The sequence below is a fragment of the Snodgrassella sp. genome, assembly GCF_024103505.1.
In the GTDB taxonomy this organism is placed as follows: Bacteria; Pseudomonadota; Gammaproteobacteria; order Burkholderiales; family Neisseriaceae; genus Snodgrassella; species Snodgrassella communis.
Genome location: NZ_JAGGIJ010000006.1, coordinates 43,392 through 63,723, shown reverse-complemented (window position 1 = coordinate 63,723; position 20,332 = coordinate 43,392). Strand labels below are relative to the sequence as shown.

15 protein-coding genes are annotated in these 20,332 nt (G+C 41.5%); 10 read left to right on the top strand and 5 right to left on the bottom strand.

The annotated features are described in order from the left end of the window. Positions 1-43: 43 nt before the first annotated feature. From J6578_RS07285 to J6578_RS07260, 6 genes are all read left to right on the top strand, one after another. On the top strand, positions 44-1,270 hold the full coding sequence (locus tag J6578_RS07285) for an RtcB family protein (RefSeq protein WP_287954226.1): 1,227 nt from the start codon (positions 44-46) through the stop codon (positions 1,268-1,270). A gap of 660 nt (positions 1,271-1,930) precedes the next feature. Further along, positions 1,931-3,475 carry a type I restriction-modification system subunit M gene (locus J6578_RS07280; RefSeq protein ID WP_287954225.1) on the top strand — a complete coding sequence of 515 codons (1,545 nt, stop codon included), beginning with the start codon at positions 1,931-1,933 and terminating at the stop codon, positions 3,473-3,475. Continuing rightward, positions 3,472-3,672, top strand: a complete 201-nt coding sequence (locus J6578_RS07275; protein WP_287954224.1) for a hypothetical protein — start codon at positions 3,472-3,474, stop codon at positions 3,670-3,672. The genes J6578_RS07280 and J6578_RS07275 overlap by 4 nt, the downstream gene beginning before the upstream one ends. Further along, on the top strand, positions 3,669-4,877 hold the full coding sequence (locus J6578_RS07270; RefSeq protein WP_239325775.1) for a restriction endonuclease subunit S: 1,209 nt from the start codon (positions 3,669-3,671) through the stop codon (positions 4,875-4,877). Before J6578_RS07275 ends, J6578_RS07270 begins: the two co-directional genes overlap by 4 nt. Before the next feature lie 17 nt (positions 4,878-4,894). After that, complete coding sequence (locus J6578_RS07265; protein ID WP_287954221.1) at positions 4,895-6,004, top strand: AAA family ATPase; 1,110 nt, start codon at positions 4,895-4,897, stop codon at positions 6,002-6,004. A 12-nt stretch (positions 6,005-6,016) separates the two neighbouring features. Continuing rightward, complete coding sequence (locus tag J6578_RS07260) at positions 6,017-9,118, top strand: type I restriction endonuclease subunit R (RefSeq protein ID WP_287954219.1); 3,102 nt, start codon at positions 6,017-6,019, stop codon at positions 9,116-9,118. Positions 9,119-9,922: 804 nt separating this feature from the next. On the opposite strand, the gene J6578_RS07255 is transcribed toward J6578_RS07260, so the two are convergent. The 4 genes from J6578_RS07255 to dnaA form a co-directional block, all read right to left on the bottom strand. Beyond that, positions 9,923-10,213 (bottom strand): hypothetical protein, encoded by a 291-nt coding sequence (locus J6578_RS07255; RefSeq protein ID WP_287954217.1) that lies wholly within the window; start codon positions 10,211-10,213, stop codon positions 9,923-9,925. A 163-nt stretch (positions 10,214-10,376) separates the two neighbouring features. Then, a complete protein-coding gene (gene gyrB, locus J6578_RS07250; protein WP_287951216.1) occupies positions 10,377-12,767 on the bottom strand; it encodes a DNA topoisomerase (ATP-hydrolyzing) subunit B in 2,391 nt (796 codons plus the stop codon). Between the two features lie 313 nt (positions 12,768-13,080). After that, complete coding sequence (dnaN, locus tag J6578_RS07245; RefSeq protein ID WP_093091921.1) at positions 13,081-14,184, bottom strand: DNA polymerase III subunit beta; 1,104 nt, start codon at positions 14,182-14,184, stop codon at positions 13,081-13,083. 15 nt (positions 14,185-14,199) lie between these two features. Next, a complete protein-coding gene (gene dnaA, locus J6578_RS07240) occupies positions 14,200-15,825 on the bottom strand; it encodes a chromosomal replication initiator protein DnaA (protein ID WP_287954215.1) in 1,626 nt (541 codons plus the stop codon). Positions 15,826-16,046: 221 nt separating this feature from the next. Between dnaA and rpmH the strand changes: the two genes are divergently transcribed. From rpmH to yidC, 4 genes are read left to right on the top strand one after another with little or no spacing between them, the layout of a single operon-like run. Further along, positions 16,047-16,181 (top strand): 50S ribosomal protein L34, encoded by a 135-nt coding sequence (gene rpmH, locus J6578_RS07235; protein ID WP_004283944.1) that lies wholly within the window; start codon positions 16,047-16,049, stop codon positions 16,179-16,181. Positions 16,182-16,189: 8 nt separating this feature from the next. Continuing rightward, the gene (gene rnpA / locus J6578_RS07230) at positions 16,190-16,549 is read left to right on the top strand and encodes a ribonuclease P protein component (protein WP_037407306.1); all 360 of its coding nucleotides are present in this window, start codon (positions 16,190-16,192) and stop codon (positions 16,547-16,549) included. Beyond that, a complete protein-coding gene (gene yidD / locus J6578_RS07225; RefSeq protein WP_037407304.1) occupies positions 16,546-16,755 on the top strand; it encodes a membrane protein insertion efficiency factor YidD in 210 nt (69 codons plus the stop codon). Before rnpA ends, yidD begins: the two co-directional genes overlap by 4 nt. A gap of 21 nt (positions 16,756-16,776) precedes the next feature. After that, positions 16,777-18,429: a membrane protein insertase YidC gene (yidC, locus tag J6578_RS07220; protein WP_287954213.1), complete on the top strand. Its 1,653-nt coding sequence runs from the start codon at positions 16,777-16,779 to the stop codon at positions 18,427-18,429. Positions 18,430-19,567: 1,138 nt separating this feature from the next. Here yidC and J6578_RS07215 read toward each other — a convergent pair. Then, complete coding sequence (locus J6578_RS07215) at positions 19,568-20,263, bottom strand: YiaD family glycine zipper/OmpA-like lipoprotein (protein ID WP_051608220.1); 696 nt, start codon at positions 20,261-20,263, stop codon at positions 19,568-19,570. Positions 20,264-20,332 lie beyond the last annotated feature (69 nt).

Genomic DNA, 20,332 nt, shown 5'->3' with positions numbered 1-20,332 from the left:
AACCTAGGCTGATTGATTAACAGAAAAATAATGAAAGATAAAAATGCACAAATATGAAGTATTAAAAGAAAATAAAACCCGTCCCGTAAAAATGTGGACTAAAGGCGTACCAGTAGAAGATGTTGCCAAAGCACAATTGCTGCAAACCGCAGAACTGCCCTTTATTTTTAAACATATTGCCGTAATGCCCGATGTACATCTGGGACGAGGTTCCACCGTTGGTAGCGTGATTCCCACCACCGGCGCAGTTATTCCGGCTGCGGTTGGCGTGGATATCGGCTGTGGCATGATGGCTGTGCAATTATCACTTACCGCACAGGATTTGCCGGAAGATTTAATGCCATTGCGGCAGGCGATTGAAAAAGCCGTACCGCATGGCTCCACCCCGGGTAATAAAAAATATGATAAAGGTAGCTGGCATAATCCGCCACCGATTGTACAAGCGTACTGGCAGCAGTTATTGCCCGGCTTTGAAAAACTCACCAGCAAATATCCGCGCTTTTTAAAAGCCAATAGCTTGCATCATCTGGGTACACTGGGCAGCGGTAATCATTTTATCGAAGTTTGTCTGGATGAAACCGATCAGGTATGGATTATGCTGCACAGCGGTTCCCGTGGTATTGGCCATGCCATTGGCAAATATTTCAGTGAGCTGGCACAAAAAGAAATGAAAAAGTATTTTATTGATACCTATCTGCCCAATAACGATCTGGCGTATTTTGCCGAAGGCACCGAATATTGTCGTGATTATCTGCAAGCTGTGCATTGGGCGCAGGACTTTGCCCGCGTAAACCGTGAAGTGATGATGCACAACACCATTGCTGCATTACGCCAAGTGATAGATGTGCCATTTACCACGCATCTGCAAACCATAAACTGCCATCATAACTACGTGCAGAAAGAACAGCACTTTGGTAAGAATGTATTTGTTACCCGTAAGGGTGCTGTGTCTGCACGCGAGGGCGAACTGGGGATTATTCCGGGCTCAATGGGAGCAAAAAGTTATATCGTGCGCGGTTTGGGAAACACCGAAAGCTTTCATTCCTGTTCGCATGGTGCAGGGCGGGTAATGAGCCGCGCCGAAGCCAAAAGGAGATTCACCGTTGCCGACCAGATGCAGGCTACCGCCCATGTAGAATGTCGTAAAGATGCGGAAGTAATCGACGAAATTCCACTGGCGTACAAAGATATCGATGCCGTAATGCAGGCGCAGCAGGAGCTGGTGGAAATCAGGCATCAATTGCGTCAGGTTATCTGTGTCAAAGGCTGATGATTTAGTTGGTTTTGCTGTATCAGATATTTAGCCAGTTCAGATTGGCTACTGAATATAATCATGACAATGAAAAAGGATGGCTATGCCATCTTTTTTGATGGAATAAAGTGATTCAAACATCTACCTGCGCATTTAAGACATTGTATGCAATCAATGCCCGCTGTGCTTTTACTGCATCACCCATCAGGGTAACAACGCCATTATCCGCAGCCATGACCACTTTGATTTTCTCTGCCTTAGTTGGTTAAATACCAAATTGAATGCAACTTATTACTGCAAAAAGTGCTATAGAAGAAAATAAAGTATTTGCAATGATGCCTCCTGCGCAACTGCTATCGTTATTAAATAATGGATGACTGAGCAATACAGCAAACATCAGAAAATCAATCATACTCAATCGGTACAGGCAAAATGCAATGTGCTGAGCTGTTACCCAATCTGTTGCCAGAATCAATCGCCACCTGTAAAAGCAATATACACAATGCAGGACAGAAGTTTAATATTAAAGACCCTATAACGCAGTTATTGCTAAGTAGCGGATATTATTTTGTACCCTGATGCACCAATAAGCAGCCATACTGATAAAATACACTATTACCGCTTAAATATCACAATAAGCCTAATATTTAACACACAGATTTTTATTGGAATTTAATCATGGCCATCAGTATCCAGCAACGAGACCAATTACAACGCCAAATATGGAAAATTGCCGACGAAGTAAGAGGCGCTGTCGATGGCTGGGATTTCAAACAATACGTACTTGGCACCTTGTTTTATCGCTTTATTAGTGAAAACTTTGCTGATTATATGCAGGCTGGCGATGAAAGTATTGATTATAAATCAATTTCCGATGATAAGATTACCGACGAAATCAAACAGGATGCCATTAAATCCAAAGGCTATTTTATTTATCCTAGCCAATTATTTTGTAAAATTGTAACGGAAGTTAGCACCAATCCCTGTTTAAATACTGACTTGGCTAATATTTTCAATGCGATTGAAAGTTCAGCTATCGGCTATCCTTCCGAAAGCGATATTAAAGGGTTATTTGCCGATTTTGACACCACCAGCAACCGCTTAGGCAATACTGTAGCCGACAAAAACAAACGGCTAGCCGCCGTACTTAATGGCATTGCCGAGCTGGATTTTGGGCAATTTGAAGATAATCATATTGACGTGTTTGGTGATGCTTATGAATATTTAATCTCCAATTATGCTTCTAAAGCCGGTAAATCAGGAGGAGAATTTTTCACCCCGCCGAATGTATCCAAATTAATCGCACAATTAGCCTTACATAATCAAACAAAAATCAATAAAATCTATGACCCAGCGGCAGGCTCAGGCTCTTTATTGTTACAGGCAAAAAAACAGTTTGATAAGCATATCATTGAGGATGGATTCTATGGTCAGGAAATTAACCATACCACCTATAATCTTGCTCGTATGAATATGTTTCTACACAACATCAATTACGATAAATTTGAAATTGTCTTGGGGGATACACTACTTAATCCTAAGTTTGGCAACGAAAAGCCATTTGATGCCATTGTTTCCAATCCGCCTTATTCAATTAAATGGATTGGCAGTGATGATCCAACCTTAATCAATGATGACCGATATGCCCCCGCTGGCATACTTGCACCAAAATCAAAAGCCGATTTTGCCTTTATTCTACATGCATTAAGCTACTTGTCTGAGCGAGGACGGGCGGCGATTGTTACTTTTCCGGGTATTTTTTATCGAGGTGGTGCTGAGCAAAAAATCCGTAAATATTTAATCGATAATAATTTTGTTGAAACCGTGATATCACTGGCACCAAACTTATTTTATGGTACCTCAATTGCGGTCAATATTCTGGTGCTGGCAAAAAATAAAACCGTCAGAACCACACAATTTATGGATGCCAGCAAACTGTTTAAAAAAGAAACCAATAATAATGTCCTAACTGATAAGCATATTGAAGAAATTGTGCAAGTATTTGCCAGCAAGCAAGACATCGAATATTTTGCCAAATCGGTTGCTAATCAAACCATTGCCGACAATGACTATAATTTATCGGTAAGCTCATATGTGGAAGCCGAAGATACCCGTGAAATCATTGATATTAATAAGCTTAATGCAGAATTAAAAGAAACGGTGGCTAAAATTGATCGCTTACGCGCCCAAATTGATGCAATTGTGGCGGAGATTGATGCATGAGCAATAATCACATTCAAATTTACCATGTTAATAATCAACAAGTTTATGTTGAAGCTTATTTTAAAAAAGCAACTGTTCAGAAAATCCGAACAGTTCAACAACATTCACGAAATGTTTATAGTGGGGTAGAAATATCTTATCTGAAAACCATCAACGTATTAGCAAATAAAGCGAAACAGGAAAGTCGCAAGAAATGAGTAACAATTCAAATATGCAAAACAGTATCGCTAAGCTACTTGATGGGGAAGCGGTTGAGTGGAAACCATTAGGGGAAGTAATAAAATCTTTGAAAACGGGGCTAAATCCACGAAATAACTTTAAGTTGAATACATCCGATGCTATGAATTTCTATATAACTGTTCGAGAAATTCAGAATGGAAAGATAGTCTTCCTTGATAAGACTGATAAAATTAATAACCAAGCTTTAGAGCTTATAAACAACCGCTCGAATTTAGAGGCTGGCGACATCTTATTTTCGGGGACAGGGACGGTAGGAAAAACAGCTGTTATTGATGAAAAACCTAAAAATTGGAATATCAAAGAAGGAGTCTATGTAATAAAACCTGTTCAAGAAATAGTTGTTTCAAAATACTTATCTCATTTATTTAATTCAAAATATATAGTAAATGAATATAGTAAAAAAATTGTTGGTTCGCCAGTTATTAGTTTACCAATGAGTGAATTAAAAAAAATTCAAATTCCTATTCCTTCGCTACACATACAGACTGAAATCGTCCGTATCTTAGACACTTTTACAGAGCTTACAGCAGAGCTTACAGCAGAGCTTACAGCACGGAAAAAACAATACGATTATTATCGAGATAAATTATTGACATTTAAAGAGGATGAGGTTGAGTGGAAGACCTTAGGAGAAATAGCAGAAAATCTTGATTATATGAGGAAACCTGTAACAAGTGGCCTAAGAAAGTCAGGTAGCATACCGTATTATGGAGCATCTGGTATTGTTGATTATGTAGAAGACTATCTTTTCGAAGAAGATTTATTGCTTATATCAGAAGATGGCGCAAATTTATTAGCAAGAAATACTCCTATAGCATTTAGTATTACAGGCAAGACTTGGGTAAATAATCACGCTCACGTATTGAAATTTAAGACTTATGGTGAACGTAAGTTCATTGAGTATTTTTTAAATAATATAGATTTAACACCTTATATTTCAGGTGCTGCACAACCTAAATTAAATCAAAAGAATTTAAATAGCATCAAAATCCCTATTCTTCCGTTGACAAAGTTAACTCAAATTGTCGAAATCTTAGATAAATTTGATGCGTTAACAAATTCCATGACCGAAGGTTTACCGTGTGAGATTGAGTTACGCCAAAAACAGTACGAGTATTATCGGGATTTATTATTGGACTTTCCTAAGGTGGAAGATAAATAAGACAAGATAATCAGAATATGAATAATACACTGATAAATATTGCAAAACAGCTTGATAAAATTGCCAAAAACGGAAAAAAAGCCCAATTGATTTATGCCTTTAATGGCACCGGTAAAACACGTTTATCGCAAGCGTTTAAAGAATTCATTGTATCGCAGAATAAATCGGATGAAGAAGACAGTAGTGCTTTAACACGGCATAAGATTCTTTACTATAACGCATTTACTGAGGATTTATTTGTCTGGGATAACGATAAATATCAGCAAGGCGAGCATCAGTTAAGCATACAACCCAATTCATTTACGGACTGGATTCTGAAAGAGCAAGGGCAGGAACAAAATGTGGCCAGATACTTCCAAGCTTATACTCAGCAAAACCTAACGCCACATTTCAATGAAGATTTTTCTGCTATTACTTTTTCGCTCGCAGCAGGTAATGATCAGCGTATCGAGAATATTAAAATCTCCAAGGGGGAAGAAAATAATTTAATTTGGAGTATTTTTTTCACCTTGATTAGTTTGGTGATTGCCGAGCGCAATATTGCGGAAAAAAGCGAGCGTTCCACTAATGAGTTTGACCAATTACGCTATATTTTTATTGATGATCCGGTTAGCTCATTAGATGAGAATCATCTGATTCAATTGGCAGTGGATATTGCCCAATTAATCAAATCCAGTGAATCTGACATTAAATTTATTATCACTACCCATAATCCACTGTTTTATAATGTACTTTATAATGAATTGAAGTTGCCAAACGGTTATATTCTAAGACGATTAGCAGATGGCTATTTTGAACTAGAAAACAAACAAGGCGATTCAAATCACAGCTTTTCCTATCATCTGTATTTAAAACAGTTGCTGCAAGAAGCGATTAAAGAAAATAAAATTGAAAAATATCATTTTACCCTATTACGTAATCTGTATGAAAAAACCGCCTGTTTTTTAGGCTATCGGCATTGGTCAGACTTGCTGCCTGATGATAGAGACGTATACTTAACCCGCATAATCAATTTTACCAGTCATTCAACCTTATCCAATGAAATGGTGCCCGAGCCTTCTGAGCCTGAAAAACAAATTGTTGCCTTTTTACTGAATCATTTACTCGAAAATTACAATTTTAACTAGCAGGAGTGGACGATGGTCAATTACACAACCCCGATTGCCGAAACCGATCACTATATTATTTTAGATAACTACACCAAGCTTGAAGAGCCGGCGGCTGGATATCAAACGGAAAATGAATTAGAAAACGAATTGATTCAGGATTTATGCCGTCAAGGATATGAATATTTGCCTGAGCTGAATAATCAGCAGAAATTGTTGGCCAATATTCGGGTGCAGTTGCAAACGCTCAACAATATGCAGTTTAGCGATGAGGAATGGCAGCGATTTGTATTAGAGTATCTGGATAAACCGAATGAATCGATGGTCGATAAAAGCCGTAAAATTCACCATAATCACATCTACGATTTTGTGTTTGATGATGGGCATATTCAGAATATCTATCTGCTCGATAAAAAAAATCTCAGCAACAATAAATTACAGGTGATTCGCCAGTTTCAGCAAACCGGTGATTATGCTAATCGCTACGATGTTACCATCTTAGTTAATGGCCTGCCTTTGGTACAGGTGGAGCTTAAAAGACGAGACTTGGCCATTCGTGAAGCGTTTGGTCAAGTTCATCGCTACAGTAAAGAGAGTTTTAATCATGACAATTCCCTGTTTAAATATCTACAGTTATTTGTAATTTCAAACGGTACCGATACCCAGTATTTTGCCAACACCACTAAACGGGATAAGACCAGCTTTGATTTCACCATAAACTGGGCGAATGTTGAAAACGAACCAATTAAAGACTTAAAAGATTTTACTGCCACTTTTTTTGCCAGCCGTGTGCTGTTAAGTGTTTTAATCACTTACTCCGTTCTGGACATCAGTGATACTTTATTGATTATGCGCCCTTACCAGATTGCCGCAACCGAACGGATTTTATGGCAGATTATCAGTGCTTATCAGGCCAAAAACTGGAGTAGCCCACATAGTGGGGGCTTTATCTGGCACACTACCGGATCAGGAAAAACCCTCACCAGCTTTAAAGCAGCGCGTCTGGCCACTGAGCTGGAATTTATTGATAAAGTGTTTTTTGTGGTAGATCGTAAGGATCTGGATTATCAAACCATGAAAGAGTATCAGAAATTCTCAAAAGACAGTGTCAATGGTTCCGATAGTACTGCCGGACTGGAGCGCAATATTGAAAAACAGGATAATAAAATTATTGTTACCACCATTCAAAAACTCAATAATCTGATAAAAACTAAGGATGATTTAGCAATCTATAATAAACAGGTCGTGTTTATTTTTGATGAAGCACATCGCTCACAATTTGGTGAAGCACAAAAAAATATTAAGAAAAAGTTCAAAAAATATTATCAGTTTGGTTTCACCGGCACCCCAATTCTGGACGCTAATGCATTTGGCGAACAAACTACCGCCAAAGTATTCGGGCGTGAGTTGCATAGCTATCTGATTACCGACGCTATTCGCGATAAAAAAGTACTTAAATTTAAAGTTGACTACAATGATGTACGCCCGCATTTTAAAGCGATTGAATGCGAGCAAAATCTGGACAAACTCAGTGCTGCTGAAAATAAGCAAGCATTACTGCATCCCAAACGGATTGAACAGATCAGCCAATATATCCTAAAACGTTTTAAACAAAAAACGCATCGTTCAAATGGCAACGGCAAAGGATTTAATGCCATGTTTGCCGTGAGCAGTGTGGACGCGGCAAAGCTGTATTATGAGTCGTTAAAAAAGCTGCAACAATCATCCAGTAAGCCATTGAAAATTGCTACGATCTTTTCCTTTGCTGCTAATGAGCAACAAGACCCCGCTGGTGCTATTGCTGATGAAAGCTTTGAAACCAATGCGTTAAATCAAAGTGCCAAAGAGTTTTTAGCCTCTGCGATTGATGATTACAATCAAATGTTTAAATCTAACTATGATGTTAGCAGCGGGCAATTTCAGAATTATTACCGTGATTTATCTTTGCGCGTTAAAAAGCAGGAAATTGATTTATTAATCGTGGTGGGTATGTTTCTAACCGGCTTTGATGCGCCAACCCTCAATACGCTATTTGTCGATAAAAACTTACGTTTTCATGGCTTAATCCAAGCTTTTTCACGCACCAATCGTATCTATGATGACACCAAAACCTGCGGTAATATTGTGGCATTTCGTGATTTAGAACCAGCCACCATTGACGCCATCAAACTATTTGGCCAAAAAAACACTCAGGATGTGGTATTAGAAAAAAGTTATGATGAATATATGCAAGGCTACACCGATGAGATTTCCGGTGAAATCCATAGCGGATATTTAGCTCTTGTGGCTGAGCTACAGCAACGTTTTCCCCATCCGGATCAGATTATTACTGAAAAAGATAAAAAAGCGTTTGTTAAATTATTTGGCCAGTATTTACGTGCCGATAATGCATTACAGAATTATGATGAATATATTGCTTTAAAGGCATTGCAACAGCTGGATACAACGGATAAACAGGCGGTTGAACAGTTTAAAGCGCAGTATTATGTTTCAGATGAAGCTTTTGAACGGATGCAAAAGATTAAGCTGCCAACAGAAAGAGCAATCCAGAATTACCGTTCAACTTACCATGATATTCGTGACTGGCTGTATAGACAACAAGCCGCTGAAAAACAGGAGCAGCTAACCATTGATTGGGATGATGTGGTTTTTGAGGTGGACTTATTAAAATCGCAAGAAATCAATTTGGATTATATTCTGGAATTAATTTTTGAGCAGAACAAGCAAGATAAGAATAAACAAGTCATTGTTGACGATACACAGCGCTTAATCCGCTCCAGTTTAGGCTATCGTGCCAAGGAAGAATTGGTTATTGAATTTATTCAACATACCGATTTAAATGCTATTGCTGATAAAGCCGGTATGATTGATGCCTTTTACCAGTATGCCCAACAGCAGCAACAGGCTGAGGTTAAGGCATTAATTGGTGATGAAAATTTAAATGAAGCTGCTGCTAAACGTTATATTGCATCCTCATTAAGGCGTGAATATGCTACTGACAACGGCACGGAGCTGAACGAAATCCTGCCCAAAATGAGCCCGCTTAATCCGCAATATTTACCCAAAAAACAAAAGGTATACCAGAAAATTGTTGAGCTGGTTGAGAAGTTTAAAGGCATAGGTGGCGAAATTTAATTGTGAACCATCAGGAAGAGGAGATGAGAATTAACGTTTTATCTTCCTGATAAAAACTGATTAATTCAGGCGTGCTTAATATGCTTTCATGCAATCGTAATGGAATGGTTAATATTCCTTTCTCAGGATAAATTCGCGTGCAACAAGTTACGTTGTTTGTGTGAATATTTTATATTTGATTGGCTGGATATTGTTTGATGTTTTATGGGCAAGTGGTATAACAAAGCGGTAGTTGTTCTTTGTTTATTTCTCTTGCCGGTGTTTGATGATTAAATAGATATCAATTCAGTATTTGGTTGGATGCGGACGATTAAGTGTGCCATATGGCTACGCTAATATGTGCAGTTAAACGGATATAGTCTGTGCTGATACTCTATGGTTTTCCCGCTGATGGGTGTTATTGCGGGCAACTCAGATTCATTATTCATCAGCCAGTTTTGTGGTAGCCAGTATATTCAGCTAGCCAGTCTGATAGCCAAGATTCTACCCACGAGGCATCTGGCTGAAATACTATTGTTTAATATTGCACGCTTAAATTTATTGTATTCAATGCTTGTAAGCGATGTGGATTTTAATTACTGTCACGTCTGATTTGATTGGCTAATCGGCACTTTGCTTAACAAGTGCTGATAATATTTTATGATAAGAATTAGCGGCGTTTTATTTGTGTTGTTATAGCTGTGCAGCCGGTTGCTCTGTGCCGGTGCAGCAAGCTGTTTGTTGGAAAAGTTGTCAGGCAGACTATCTGGCTTTATCGTAAGGTAAGAGGCAATATAAGCAATTTAAATGGGATAAAATTAATTGTTAACTGAATTTAATCGCCCATACCATGCTTGTAAGCACTGCCAGTATAATTACCGCGTTTTTCTCAAGCCGGCTTCTGGCAAATTTGCAATGAATTATCTGCATAATAACCAATATTAAAGTTAAAATAGTTGTTCCAATCGCTGTATTTGCAGAACTATCTTCTGGCAATTGAACTATCGTCTTATCCATTCCCTGCATCCACTGATATTTATTAGTTGAAGTACCCAATAATATTAATAGCCCTATAATATAAATTATCGGGTATATAAATTTATTAATGTTTTTCACCTTGGCACCCGCACAAATTTTGGCCAGAATTTAACAATAAAATCGCCATATGATGTATTTTTATTTATTGTCTCAATGGATAAATCTATACTTCGATTATAGCGTGCTCCTATAATTGATAAAAAAGGATGGCTGAGCCATCCTTTTGGTGTGATAAGGTGATTTAAATATCTACCTGCGCATTTAAGGCGTTGTTTTCGATAAATGCGCGCCGTGGTTCAACTTCATCACCCATCAGGGTAACAAAGACATCATCTGCAGCCATCGCGTCTTCGATTCTGACTTTCAGCAGCCGGCGTACGGTGGGATCCATGGTGGTTTCCCATAGCTGTTCGGGGTTCATCTCGCCCAGCCCTTTATAACGCTGAATACTTAGCCCTTTCTGGGCGGTAGTCATCAGTAAGTCCAGTGCCTGAGCAAAGCCGGTAACTTTGTTGCTATTGTCACCTTTAACCACTTCAATCGGCGCATCGATGATGCCGCTTAAGGTGGCGGCCGTCTGGCGAATATTCTGGTAGGCACGGCTTTCAGCAAATTTTTGCTCCAGATAGCTAACCATCTGATTACCGTGCAATTGACGGGTGATTTTAATCATTTGCACTTCATCGTCAGCACCGATGCGTTCCAGCCTGATATTGTCATCATTAACCAGTGTGGTTAATGTTTGTACGGCTTTTTCGGCACTGGCTACGGTGCTTAAATCCAGATTCTCATTCCAGTAGAGCAGGGCATTCAGTACGGCACTGTCAATGATGCGACTTTCACGCATAATTATGTTTTGTGTCAGAATATATTGTTTGGCAATTTCGGCCAAGGCATTACCCTCAAGGGTGTTGTCGCCAATAATTAGCCGTATCTTGTCCAGTGCCAGACTGAGCAGGAATTGGTCTTTTTCAAATTCGTCTTTGAGGTAGCGCTCTTGTTTGCCGTGTTTGGCCTTGTAAAGCGGCGGCTGGGCTATATAAACATAACCGCGTTCTACCAGCTCAGGCATTTGCCGGTAGAAGAATGTCAGCAGCAGGGTACGGATATGCGCGCCGTCTACGTCGGCATCGGTCATGATGATAATGCGATGGTAACGCAGTTTTTCAGGGTTGAATTCTTCTTTACCGATGCCTGCACCCAGTGCGGTGATTAAGGTGGCTACTTCCTGACTGGCCAGCATTTTTTCAAAGCGAGCCTTTTCTACATTCAGAATTTTACCTTTCAGCGGTAAGATGGCCTGAAATTTACGGTCACGCCCTTGTTTGGCGGAACCACCGGCTGAATCCCCTTCGACCAGATACAATTCTGATAAAGCAGGGTCTTTTTCCTGACAGTCTGCCAGTTTGCCCGGCAGCCCCAAGCCATCCATCACTCCTTTACGCCGAGTAATTTCACGTGCTTTACGTGCCGCTTCACGCGCCCGTGCTGCATCGACAATTTTACCGGTAATGATTTTGGCTTCAGTTGGGTTTTCTTCCAGAAATTCAGACAGGGCTTTGCTTAATACTTCGTTAACCACCGGGCCGATTTCGCCGGAAACCAGTTTGTCTTTGGTTTGAGATGAGAATTTGGGATCGGGCAGTTTAACGGATAATACGCAGGTTAATCCTTCGCGCATGTCATCGCCATTGGTGTCTACTTTGGCTTTTTTGGCTACTTCGTTCGCTTCAATGTAGTTGTTGATGGTACGGGTCATCACTTGACGCAAGGCAGTCAGGTGGGAGCCACCATCACGTTGGGGAATATTGTTGGTGAAACACTGTACATTTTCCTGATAGCTGTCGTTCCATTGCATGGCACATTCGACGCTCATGCCATCTTTTTCACCGGCAGCATAGAAAACTTTTTCATGTAAAGCTGTTTTGTTGCGGCTCATGTATTGTACGAAGCCGGCAATACCACCACTAAAGGCAAAGTTTTCATGCTTGCCATCGCGCTTGTCGAAAAGTTCGATGCTCACGCCATTGTTCAGAAAGGACAGTTCGCGGATGCGCTTGGCCAGAGTCTCAAAGTGGTAATCGATATTGCCGAAGGTATCGGTACTGGCTAAGAACTGTACTCGTGTGCCCTGTTTGTCGGTATCGCCTACTACAACGAGCGGAGCCACAACATCACCACGGCGGAATTCAACAAAGTGTTCTTTATTATTGCGATAGATGGTCAGGCGCAGCCAGTCAGACAGGGCATTGACTACAGAAACGCCTACACCATGCAAGCCGCCGGAAATTTTGTAACTGTTGTTATCAAATTTACCGCCAGCATGCAGAATGGTCATAATCACTTCGGCAGCAGAACGGTGTTCTTCCGGGTGCATATCGGTGGGAATACCGCGACCATTATCTTCGATGGTAATGGAGTTATCAGCATTCACGGCTACGGTGATGTGATCACAATAACCACCCAGTGCTTCGTCAATGGCATTATCCAGAACTTCAAATACCATGTGATGCAGGCCAGTACCATCTTGGGTATCGCCAATATACATGCCGGGACGTTTGCGCACGGCATCTAAACCTTTTAGTACTTTGATGCTGTCGGCACCGTAATCTTCAGAGCTGTGATCTGTCATAAGAATTCTTTACTAAATCTGGAGCAGCGGTCATGCTGTTAAATGATGTACCTGTAGCCGGGATTTGATGCTAAACGCAATTCCGGTTTGCCTGTGTAAACAAGCTTGTTTCAGGGCAATTGACCAAAAGACTATTATAACAGAAAATCAGTTTTTTTTCATCCAGTTGTTATATTTAACATGATGTTTTGTCTGATTTTTATTTATGGATAATAATGCTGAATGTAAATAATAAACTGCCGTAAATCAGTTTGCTGGTTTCATAACGGCAAGGTGATTTACGGCAGTTGCTAAACTATTGTATGAATGGTATTTAAATACGCATCGGCATGACAATATATTTGAAATTCGGATTGTTGGGGATGGTAAAGAGGGTAGAGCGGTTTGCATCACCAAAAGCCAGCTGCAAGTCTTCTACATGCACATTACGCAATACGTCCATGAGGTAGTTGATGTTAAAGCCCACTTCCAGTGTATCGCCCTGATAGGCAATTTCCAGTTCTTCGCGCGCTTCTTCCTGCTCGTTATTGTTACAGGTTACGCTCAGCAGGCCGGGTTGGATTTGCAGACGGGCACCGCGGAATTTTTCATTGGCCAAAATAGCAGCCCGTTCCAGTGCACCCAGCAGCTCGGTACGATTGGCCAGAAAGATTTTATCGTTGTCTAGTGGAATCACACGGTTGTAATCCGGAAATTTACCATCTACTACTTTGGAAACGATAATGGTGTCATTGCAGCGAAAACGCACTTGATTATTCAAAAGTTCAATGGTTATCGGCTGTTCGGGAAAGGTGAGTAGCTTAAACAGCTCCAGTACGGTTTTGCGCGGCAGAATGACTTCTGCTTTAGGTAAATCGGCTTCGATATTGCAGGCAGCATAGGCCAGACGATGCCCGTCGGTGGCAACCAGTCGCAGCTGATTGCCTTCGGTTTGCATCAGCAGGCCGTTGAGGTAATAACGAATATCCTGAATAGCCATGCTGTACTGTACCTGTGACAGCATTTGGCGGAATGCTTCCTGTGGCAGGGTAAAGGTAGCATCGACATTTTCGCCAACGCTCATCAGCGGGAAGTCTTCTGCCGGTAAGGTTTGCAGATTAAAGCGGCTTTTACCGGCTTTCAGCTCCAGACGGTTGTTGCTCCAGCCCAGTGACACTATGGCGCCGGCAGGCAGGGCGCGCAGAATATCTTGCAGTTTTTTGGCATTGGTGGTGATGCGGAAGTCCTCAGCTTCACTTTTCGGCCCTACGGTATCAATCTGAATTTCCAGATCGGTGGCCAGAATTTTAATTTGCCCCTGATGGTTTTCCAGTAATACATTAGACAGTATCGGTAAGGTATGGCGACGTTCAACAATGCCGGTTACGGCTTGTAGCGGTTTGAGTAAACTATCGCGTTCTGCTTGTAAAATCAGCATATTCTATTCCTTGGTTTAATCTCGCAAAATCATCATTAAGGTTTCATACGCTTTGGTTGTTTCGGCATCATTTTTGCGGAGTTTGGAGATGCTTTTTACCGCGTGCATAACCGTTGTGTGGTCGCGACCACCAAATCCGCTACCAATAGCGGGTAAACTAAGTGGAGTAAGCTCTTTGGCTAATGTCATGGCAATCTGGCGCGGACGAGCCAGATTACGGGTGCGTTTTTTGCCCACCATGTCACTGATGGTAATGCCATAAAATTTGGCTACTGTATTCTGGATATGTTCCAATGTCATCGGTTTGTGATTGACGGCCAGAATATCCTGTAATGCTTCTGTGGCCAAACCCACATCAATCGGCCGGCTGGCAAAACGGCTCTGCGCCACTACACGCTTAAATGCACCTTCCAGTTCGCGTACATTGCTGCGGATATGTTTGGCAATGAAAAATGCGGCTTCATCTTCCAGTTTTACCTGCGCCAGCTCGGCTTTTTTCTGTAGAATGGCCACACGCATTTCCAGTTCTGGCGGTTCGAGTTCCAGACTCAGCCCCCAGGAAAAACGTGATTTCAGGCGGTCATCCATGCCATCAATATGGGTAGGCAGGGTATCACAAGTAAGAATAACCTGTTTTTTTTCGTCAATTAAATGATTATAGACGTAAAAAAACTCTTCCATGGTGCGGTCTTTGCCGGCAATAAACTGCACATCATCCATAATCAGCAAATCTACCTGCTGATACTGCTGGCGCATGGCATCAAAAGATTTGGCATGAAATGCGTTCATGATGCCGCGAATAAATTCATCGGCATGAATGTAACGTATTTTTACTTTGGCTTCAGCGGCAAAGAGCTGGTTGCCAATGGCTTGTACCAGATGCGTTTTACCCAAACCAGTACTGCCATAGACAAAAAACGGGTTGTACATGCTGTTGCCCGGATTCTCAGCAATAGACAGGGCGGCAGCATGAGCCAGACGGTTGCCTTTACCTTGTACCAGAGCTGCGAAAGTGTGCTCAGGATTCAGGTTGGTTTCGGTATAGCGGGATTTTTTACTATTTTCATGAGCTGAATCGGCTGCAATTGCCGGTGCAGCCGCTTCGTGTTTTTCTGCTTTGGCCGGTTTGATATTGCTGTTTTCGCCATTGTCGGCAGGACTACTATCGCTTTTAGACTGGCTGTGTCGCAGCCGTTTGGCGATGATGTCCTGAGCGGATTCAGTCCGTTTGGGTGCTGCACGTGTTTTGGCTGTCGCCTCAGGAGTTGCTGGGTCTGTTTTGGGTATGATTTCGGCCGGATTTTCAGTCACTACTGTAGCGGCTGCCGTGTCTACAGTAGCCGTGCTGGCTGGGGTACTTGGTAATACTGCCTGTGTGGCTGCCTGCAAGGGGCGCCCCTGACCGATTTTCAGAATTAATGGTGTGCTGCCATCAGGCAAAATAGCTTGTCTGGCACTTTCTACAGCAGGCCAGAAACGTTCGCGGATATGGTTAAACGTAAATGTATTACGTGCAAAAATTACCCAGTTGCCATTTTCCTCGCCTACGGTTAACGGAGCAATCCACATCTGGTATTGCTGGGCGGGTAAGCTTTGCTTTAATTGCAATAGGCACTGTGGCCAAAATTCTGTCAGGGTCATGCGTGAAGCTTAAATTATCTGTCAATCGGGACTGGCTAAAGGCTGGAAACAAAATGCACCTATTATGCTAATTATACGCAATAAACAGGTTTATGACTATGATTTGTACTTTATGTTAAAGCTGTTGCCGTCAAGCTTTGCTGTAGATTATATTGATTGACAAAGTGCTGTTCTTGTTGTGTAATGCTACGTTTTATTTAGAGTTAATTCGGGAATAAATTATGAAACGCACTTATCAACCATCCGTTACCCGCCGCAAACGCACTCATGGTTTTCTGGTACGTAGCAAAACTCGTGGCGGACGCGCTGTACTGGCAGCCCGTCGTGCTAAGGGTCGTAAACGTTTGGCTGTGTAAGAATAAGAATGGATTATCATTTTGGCAAAAAATATCGCCTATTAAAAACGGATGATTTTTCATCCGTTTTTGCGTTACGTTGCCAAAAAAGCCGTGCCTGGATTCAGGTTTTTCAGGCACGCAATGCTTTGGGTTTCCCGCGTCTGGGATTGATAGTTGCCAAAAAAGTGGCCAGACGTGCCAACCGGCGTAATTACATGAAACGAGTGTTACGGGAATGGTTTCGCCTGCACCGGCATGAGTTGCCTCCGGTTGATATAATCATTCGTATACGTCAGCCATTCCGGCACACGGAATATGCTGGCGTAGTCAGGACTTTACAGCAGTTGCTTGTGGCAACTGACGGGTGTAAAGCAACGTCGCAATGAGATATTTATTGCTGGGTCTGATTCGGTTTTATCAGTATGCCATCAGCCCGCTGCTGCCACCACGTTGCCGTTATAGCCCGACCTGTTCGCAATATGCAGTGCTGGCACTGCAAAAATACGGGGTATTTAAGGGTAGCTGGCTGGCGATAAAACGCATTTGCCGCTGTCATCCATGGGGTGGCTGCGGTCATGATCCACTTCCTTAGCGAACACACACGGAATACACTATGGATTTCAAACGATTATTGATATTTTTTGTGCTGACTATGGCGATTTTAATTGGTTGGGAAAAGTTATATCCACAACCTGAAAATCAGCCTGCAACACAACAAACATCAGCTACCAGCAATGCTACTTCTGCCAATGTGGCTGCTGATGGTGCTTTAAGTAAAACAGAGCCGATAACGGTTAGTACCGATACTGTTAAAGCGATTATTGATGAAAAAAGCGGTGATTTACGCCAGCTTACACTCAATAAATATAAAGCCACCAGTGACGCTAATAAGCCTTTTGTGTTGTTGGATAATGGTACTAATGGCCATCAGTATATTGCCCAGTCGGTGTTGTTGAACCGTCAGGGCGACTATCAGTTTAAAAATCTCACATTTACTGCGGCACAAAAACAGTACACGCTTAACGGTGACAAGCTTGATGTGCGTTTGACTGCTGCGGAACAAGATGGCGTGCAGGTTAGCAAAGTCTATACCTTCACCAAAGGCAGCTATCTGATTGGGCTGCGTTATGAGATTACCAATCATAATGCTCAGCCATTGCAAATGGATGTGGCCTACCGAGTGTTGCGCGATGACAAAGAGCCGGAAGGTAGCGGTTATTTTGATCATACTTATACTGGCCCGGTGTTGTATACCCCGAATGGTAAGTTTGAAAAAGTAGCCTTTAAGGATCTGGACAGTGATTATGCTTCTGGTCGCGACCGGGCAGATTATGAGCGTAAAACCAACACTGGCTGGATTGGTATGACCCAGCATTACTTTATGACTACATGGATTCTGCAACCCAAAGGTGGCAGCAGTGTTTGTGGCAGCAGTGATTGCCAGATTGATATCCGTAAACGCAGTGATGGCCTGTATTCGACTGGTGTGCGTGTACCTTTAAAAGATATTGGTGCCAATTCTACTGGCAGTTTCGGTATTTCCCTGTACGCTGGTCCGCAGATTTATTCTGTCATTACCAAAGTTGCTGATCATCTACAGATGATTAAAGACTACGGCAAAGTGTCGTTGTTCTCTTCACCTTTATTCTGGCTGCTGAACTGGTGGCATGGTTTGGTACAGAACTGGGGCTGGGCGATTATTCTGTTAACGCTCACTGTGAAAGCAATTCTGTTTCCGCTTACCCATGCATCGTATAAATCCATGGCTAAAATGCGTGCTGTGGCGCCACGCTTGCAGGCATTGAAAGATCAATACGGTGATGATCGCATGCGTATGCAGCAGGAAATGATGTCGCTGTACAAAAAGGAAAAAATCAATCCTGTTGGCGGTTGTTTGCCGATGCTGTTGCAGATTCCGGTATTTATCGGCTTGTATTGGGCTTTGTTTGCTTCGGTAGAATTGCGCGGTGCGCCATGGCTCGGCTGGATTACCGATCTGGGACGTCAGGATCCCTATTTCATCCTGCCAGTACTGATGACGCTAACCATGTATCTGCAAACATTCATGAATCCGCCACCAACAGATCCGATGCAGGCAAAAATGATGAAAATCATGCCAGTTGCCTTTTCGGTAATGTTCTTCTTCTTCCCAGCAGGTCTGGTACTGTACTGGTTGACGAATAATATTCTAACGCTGGCACAGCAATGGTTTGTCAACAAACGCATTGAGCGGCAGGCGAAGCTGCACCGTTCATTGGATGCATAAACGAACCGATAGCAAAAAGCACTTCAGAACGAAGTGCTTTTTTTATAGATTTATCTGATCAGGGCTATGCAGATTATTGGTTCTTATGCGTATATATATTTGAATAGTATGATGATTTTTTATTCTTATGTGGTGGCATAATACTTACCAAGTGCCATGCAGACAGCAAAGATAATGCTTTAAGATTTACAATAATTGAATCGATTAGAATTACCACTTTGACCAAACGCCCATATTAGCACCAGATTAACTGTAAAATTATTTAGGTAATCAGGCTGATTATCTAGTGGGCTGCGCTTATAACCGGTAATGTTTTTGCTTGAGAATCTCTATTATATTTGTATGAATTTATAGCCATGCCATTAACTTTGATTATGGTTTTTTGAATTATGAATAATTAATAAGCTGGATGGTTTAATCAAAATGTTTTGGTAATTGATGATGCTGGTTTCTGCGATGGCTTAAATAGAAATGGTTTGAATGATGTGTGGCCATTTGATTGTACTGGGCAGATTCAGATTTTTAAATTGTATCCGTTAAGATGGCAGACAATTTTTGAGGTTGTGGAGAGATATCTGCCTGATTAGGCCTTATTTGTAAACTTGACAGGACTCAAAATAATAATGATTTAAAATAATTTGGTATTAAATGTAAACATTGTCAACTACTATACTAAATCAATCATTAAATTAATATTAATGCTTAAATAATAATGTAGTGCAGATGATTTAAAATCAAAAAAGCACTTCAAGTAGAAGTGCTTTTTTACACACATTGTATATTTTATGTTTTGAAATCGATTCAATATATCAGATACGCTAAATCTTAATATATAACAAATCAAATTTTGTGGTTACTACTATTAAGAATATGAATTAATTATACAGGTGTGGAGTTGGCTAGAATACTTCCAAATACTGCTATGATTATAAACCATAATACTACTCCAATTGCCATTAGTATAAAATTGGCTTTGCAGAAGTTGGCGCGATTAGGATTGCTATTACCACTGAAAGCCCATACTAGTATCATAATTAGATTAACAAAAGGAATACACATAATAAGAAGCGTGATTATCCAGTCACCTATAGGCCTGACGGATTAAGTTGCTTAGTAATCTGTCAGGCCTTTTCAGCAATTACTGTACGTAGGTTGTAGTTTGCTGTGTGGTTGTGGTCTGAGCCTGCTGTACAGGATTTACTCGGATTTCCACACGGCGGTTTTTCGCACGGCCTTCAACAGTGGCATTGCTGGCAATCGGACTGGCTGAACCATACCCAGTTGCACTTATACGGTTATAAGCCACACCACGGGAGGTCAGGAAACTGGAAACTGCCTGAGCACGGCGTTGTGACAAAGGAATATTGATGCTGTCATTACCCGTGCTGTCAGTATAACCTGCTATGGTGATATTGGTATCTACGTATTTGGCCAATACTTCGGCTACAGAAGACAGGGAAGAAGTGGCGCTGCCACTTAATTCTGAGCTATTGGTAGCAAAAGTAACGTTTTCAGGCATTACCAGTTTAATTTGATTACCATCGCGCTGAACATCAACATTGGTATTGGCTAGTTTCTGGCGCAATAATTTTTCCTGATAATCCATATAGGCACCAATACCGGCACCAATGGCACCACAGCCTAGCGCCGCGTTGCGCGCGCCGCGGCTGTTGTGTGTAATTGCGCCTACAATACCGCATACGGCAGCACCGCTTAAGCCATAAACGGCTGTTTTGCTGGCGTGTGTTTGGCCAGTAGTCGGATCAGTAACGCAGCCACTTAGGGCCAGAGTGGTTGCAGCTGCCAGCGCAGCCAGTGGTTTCATGATAGTCATACTTACTCCTTCTCTTCAAAGCTTGTTTTGGTTCTCACGATTAATGTTTTATGTCATCTGTAGCAGAAA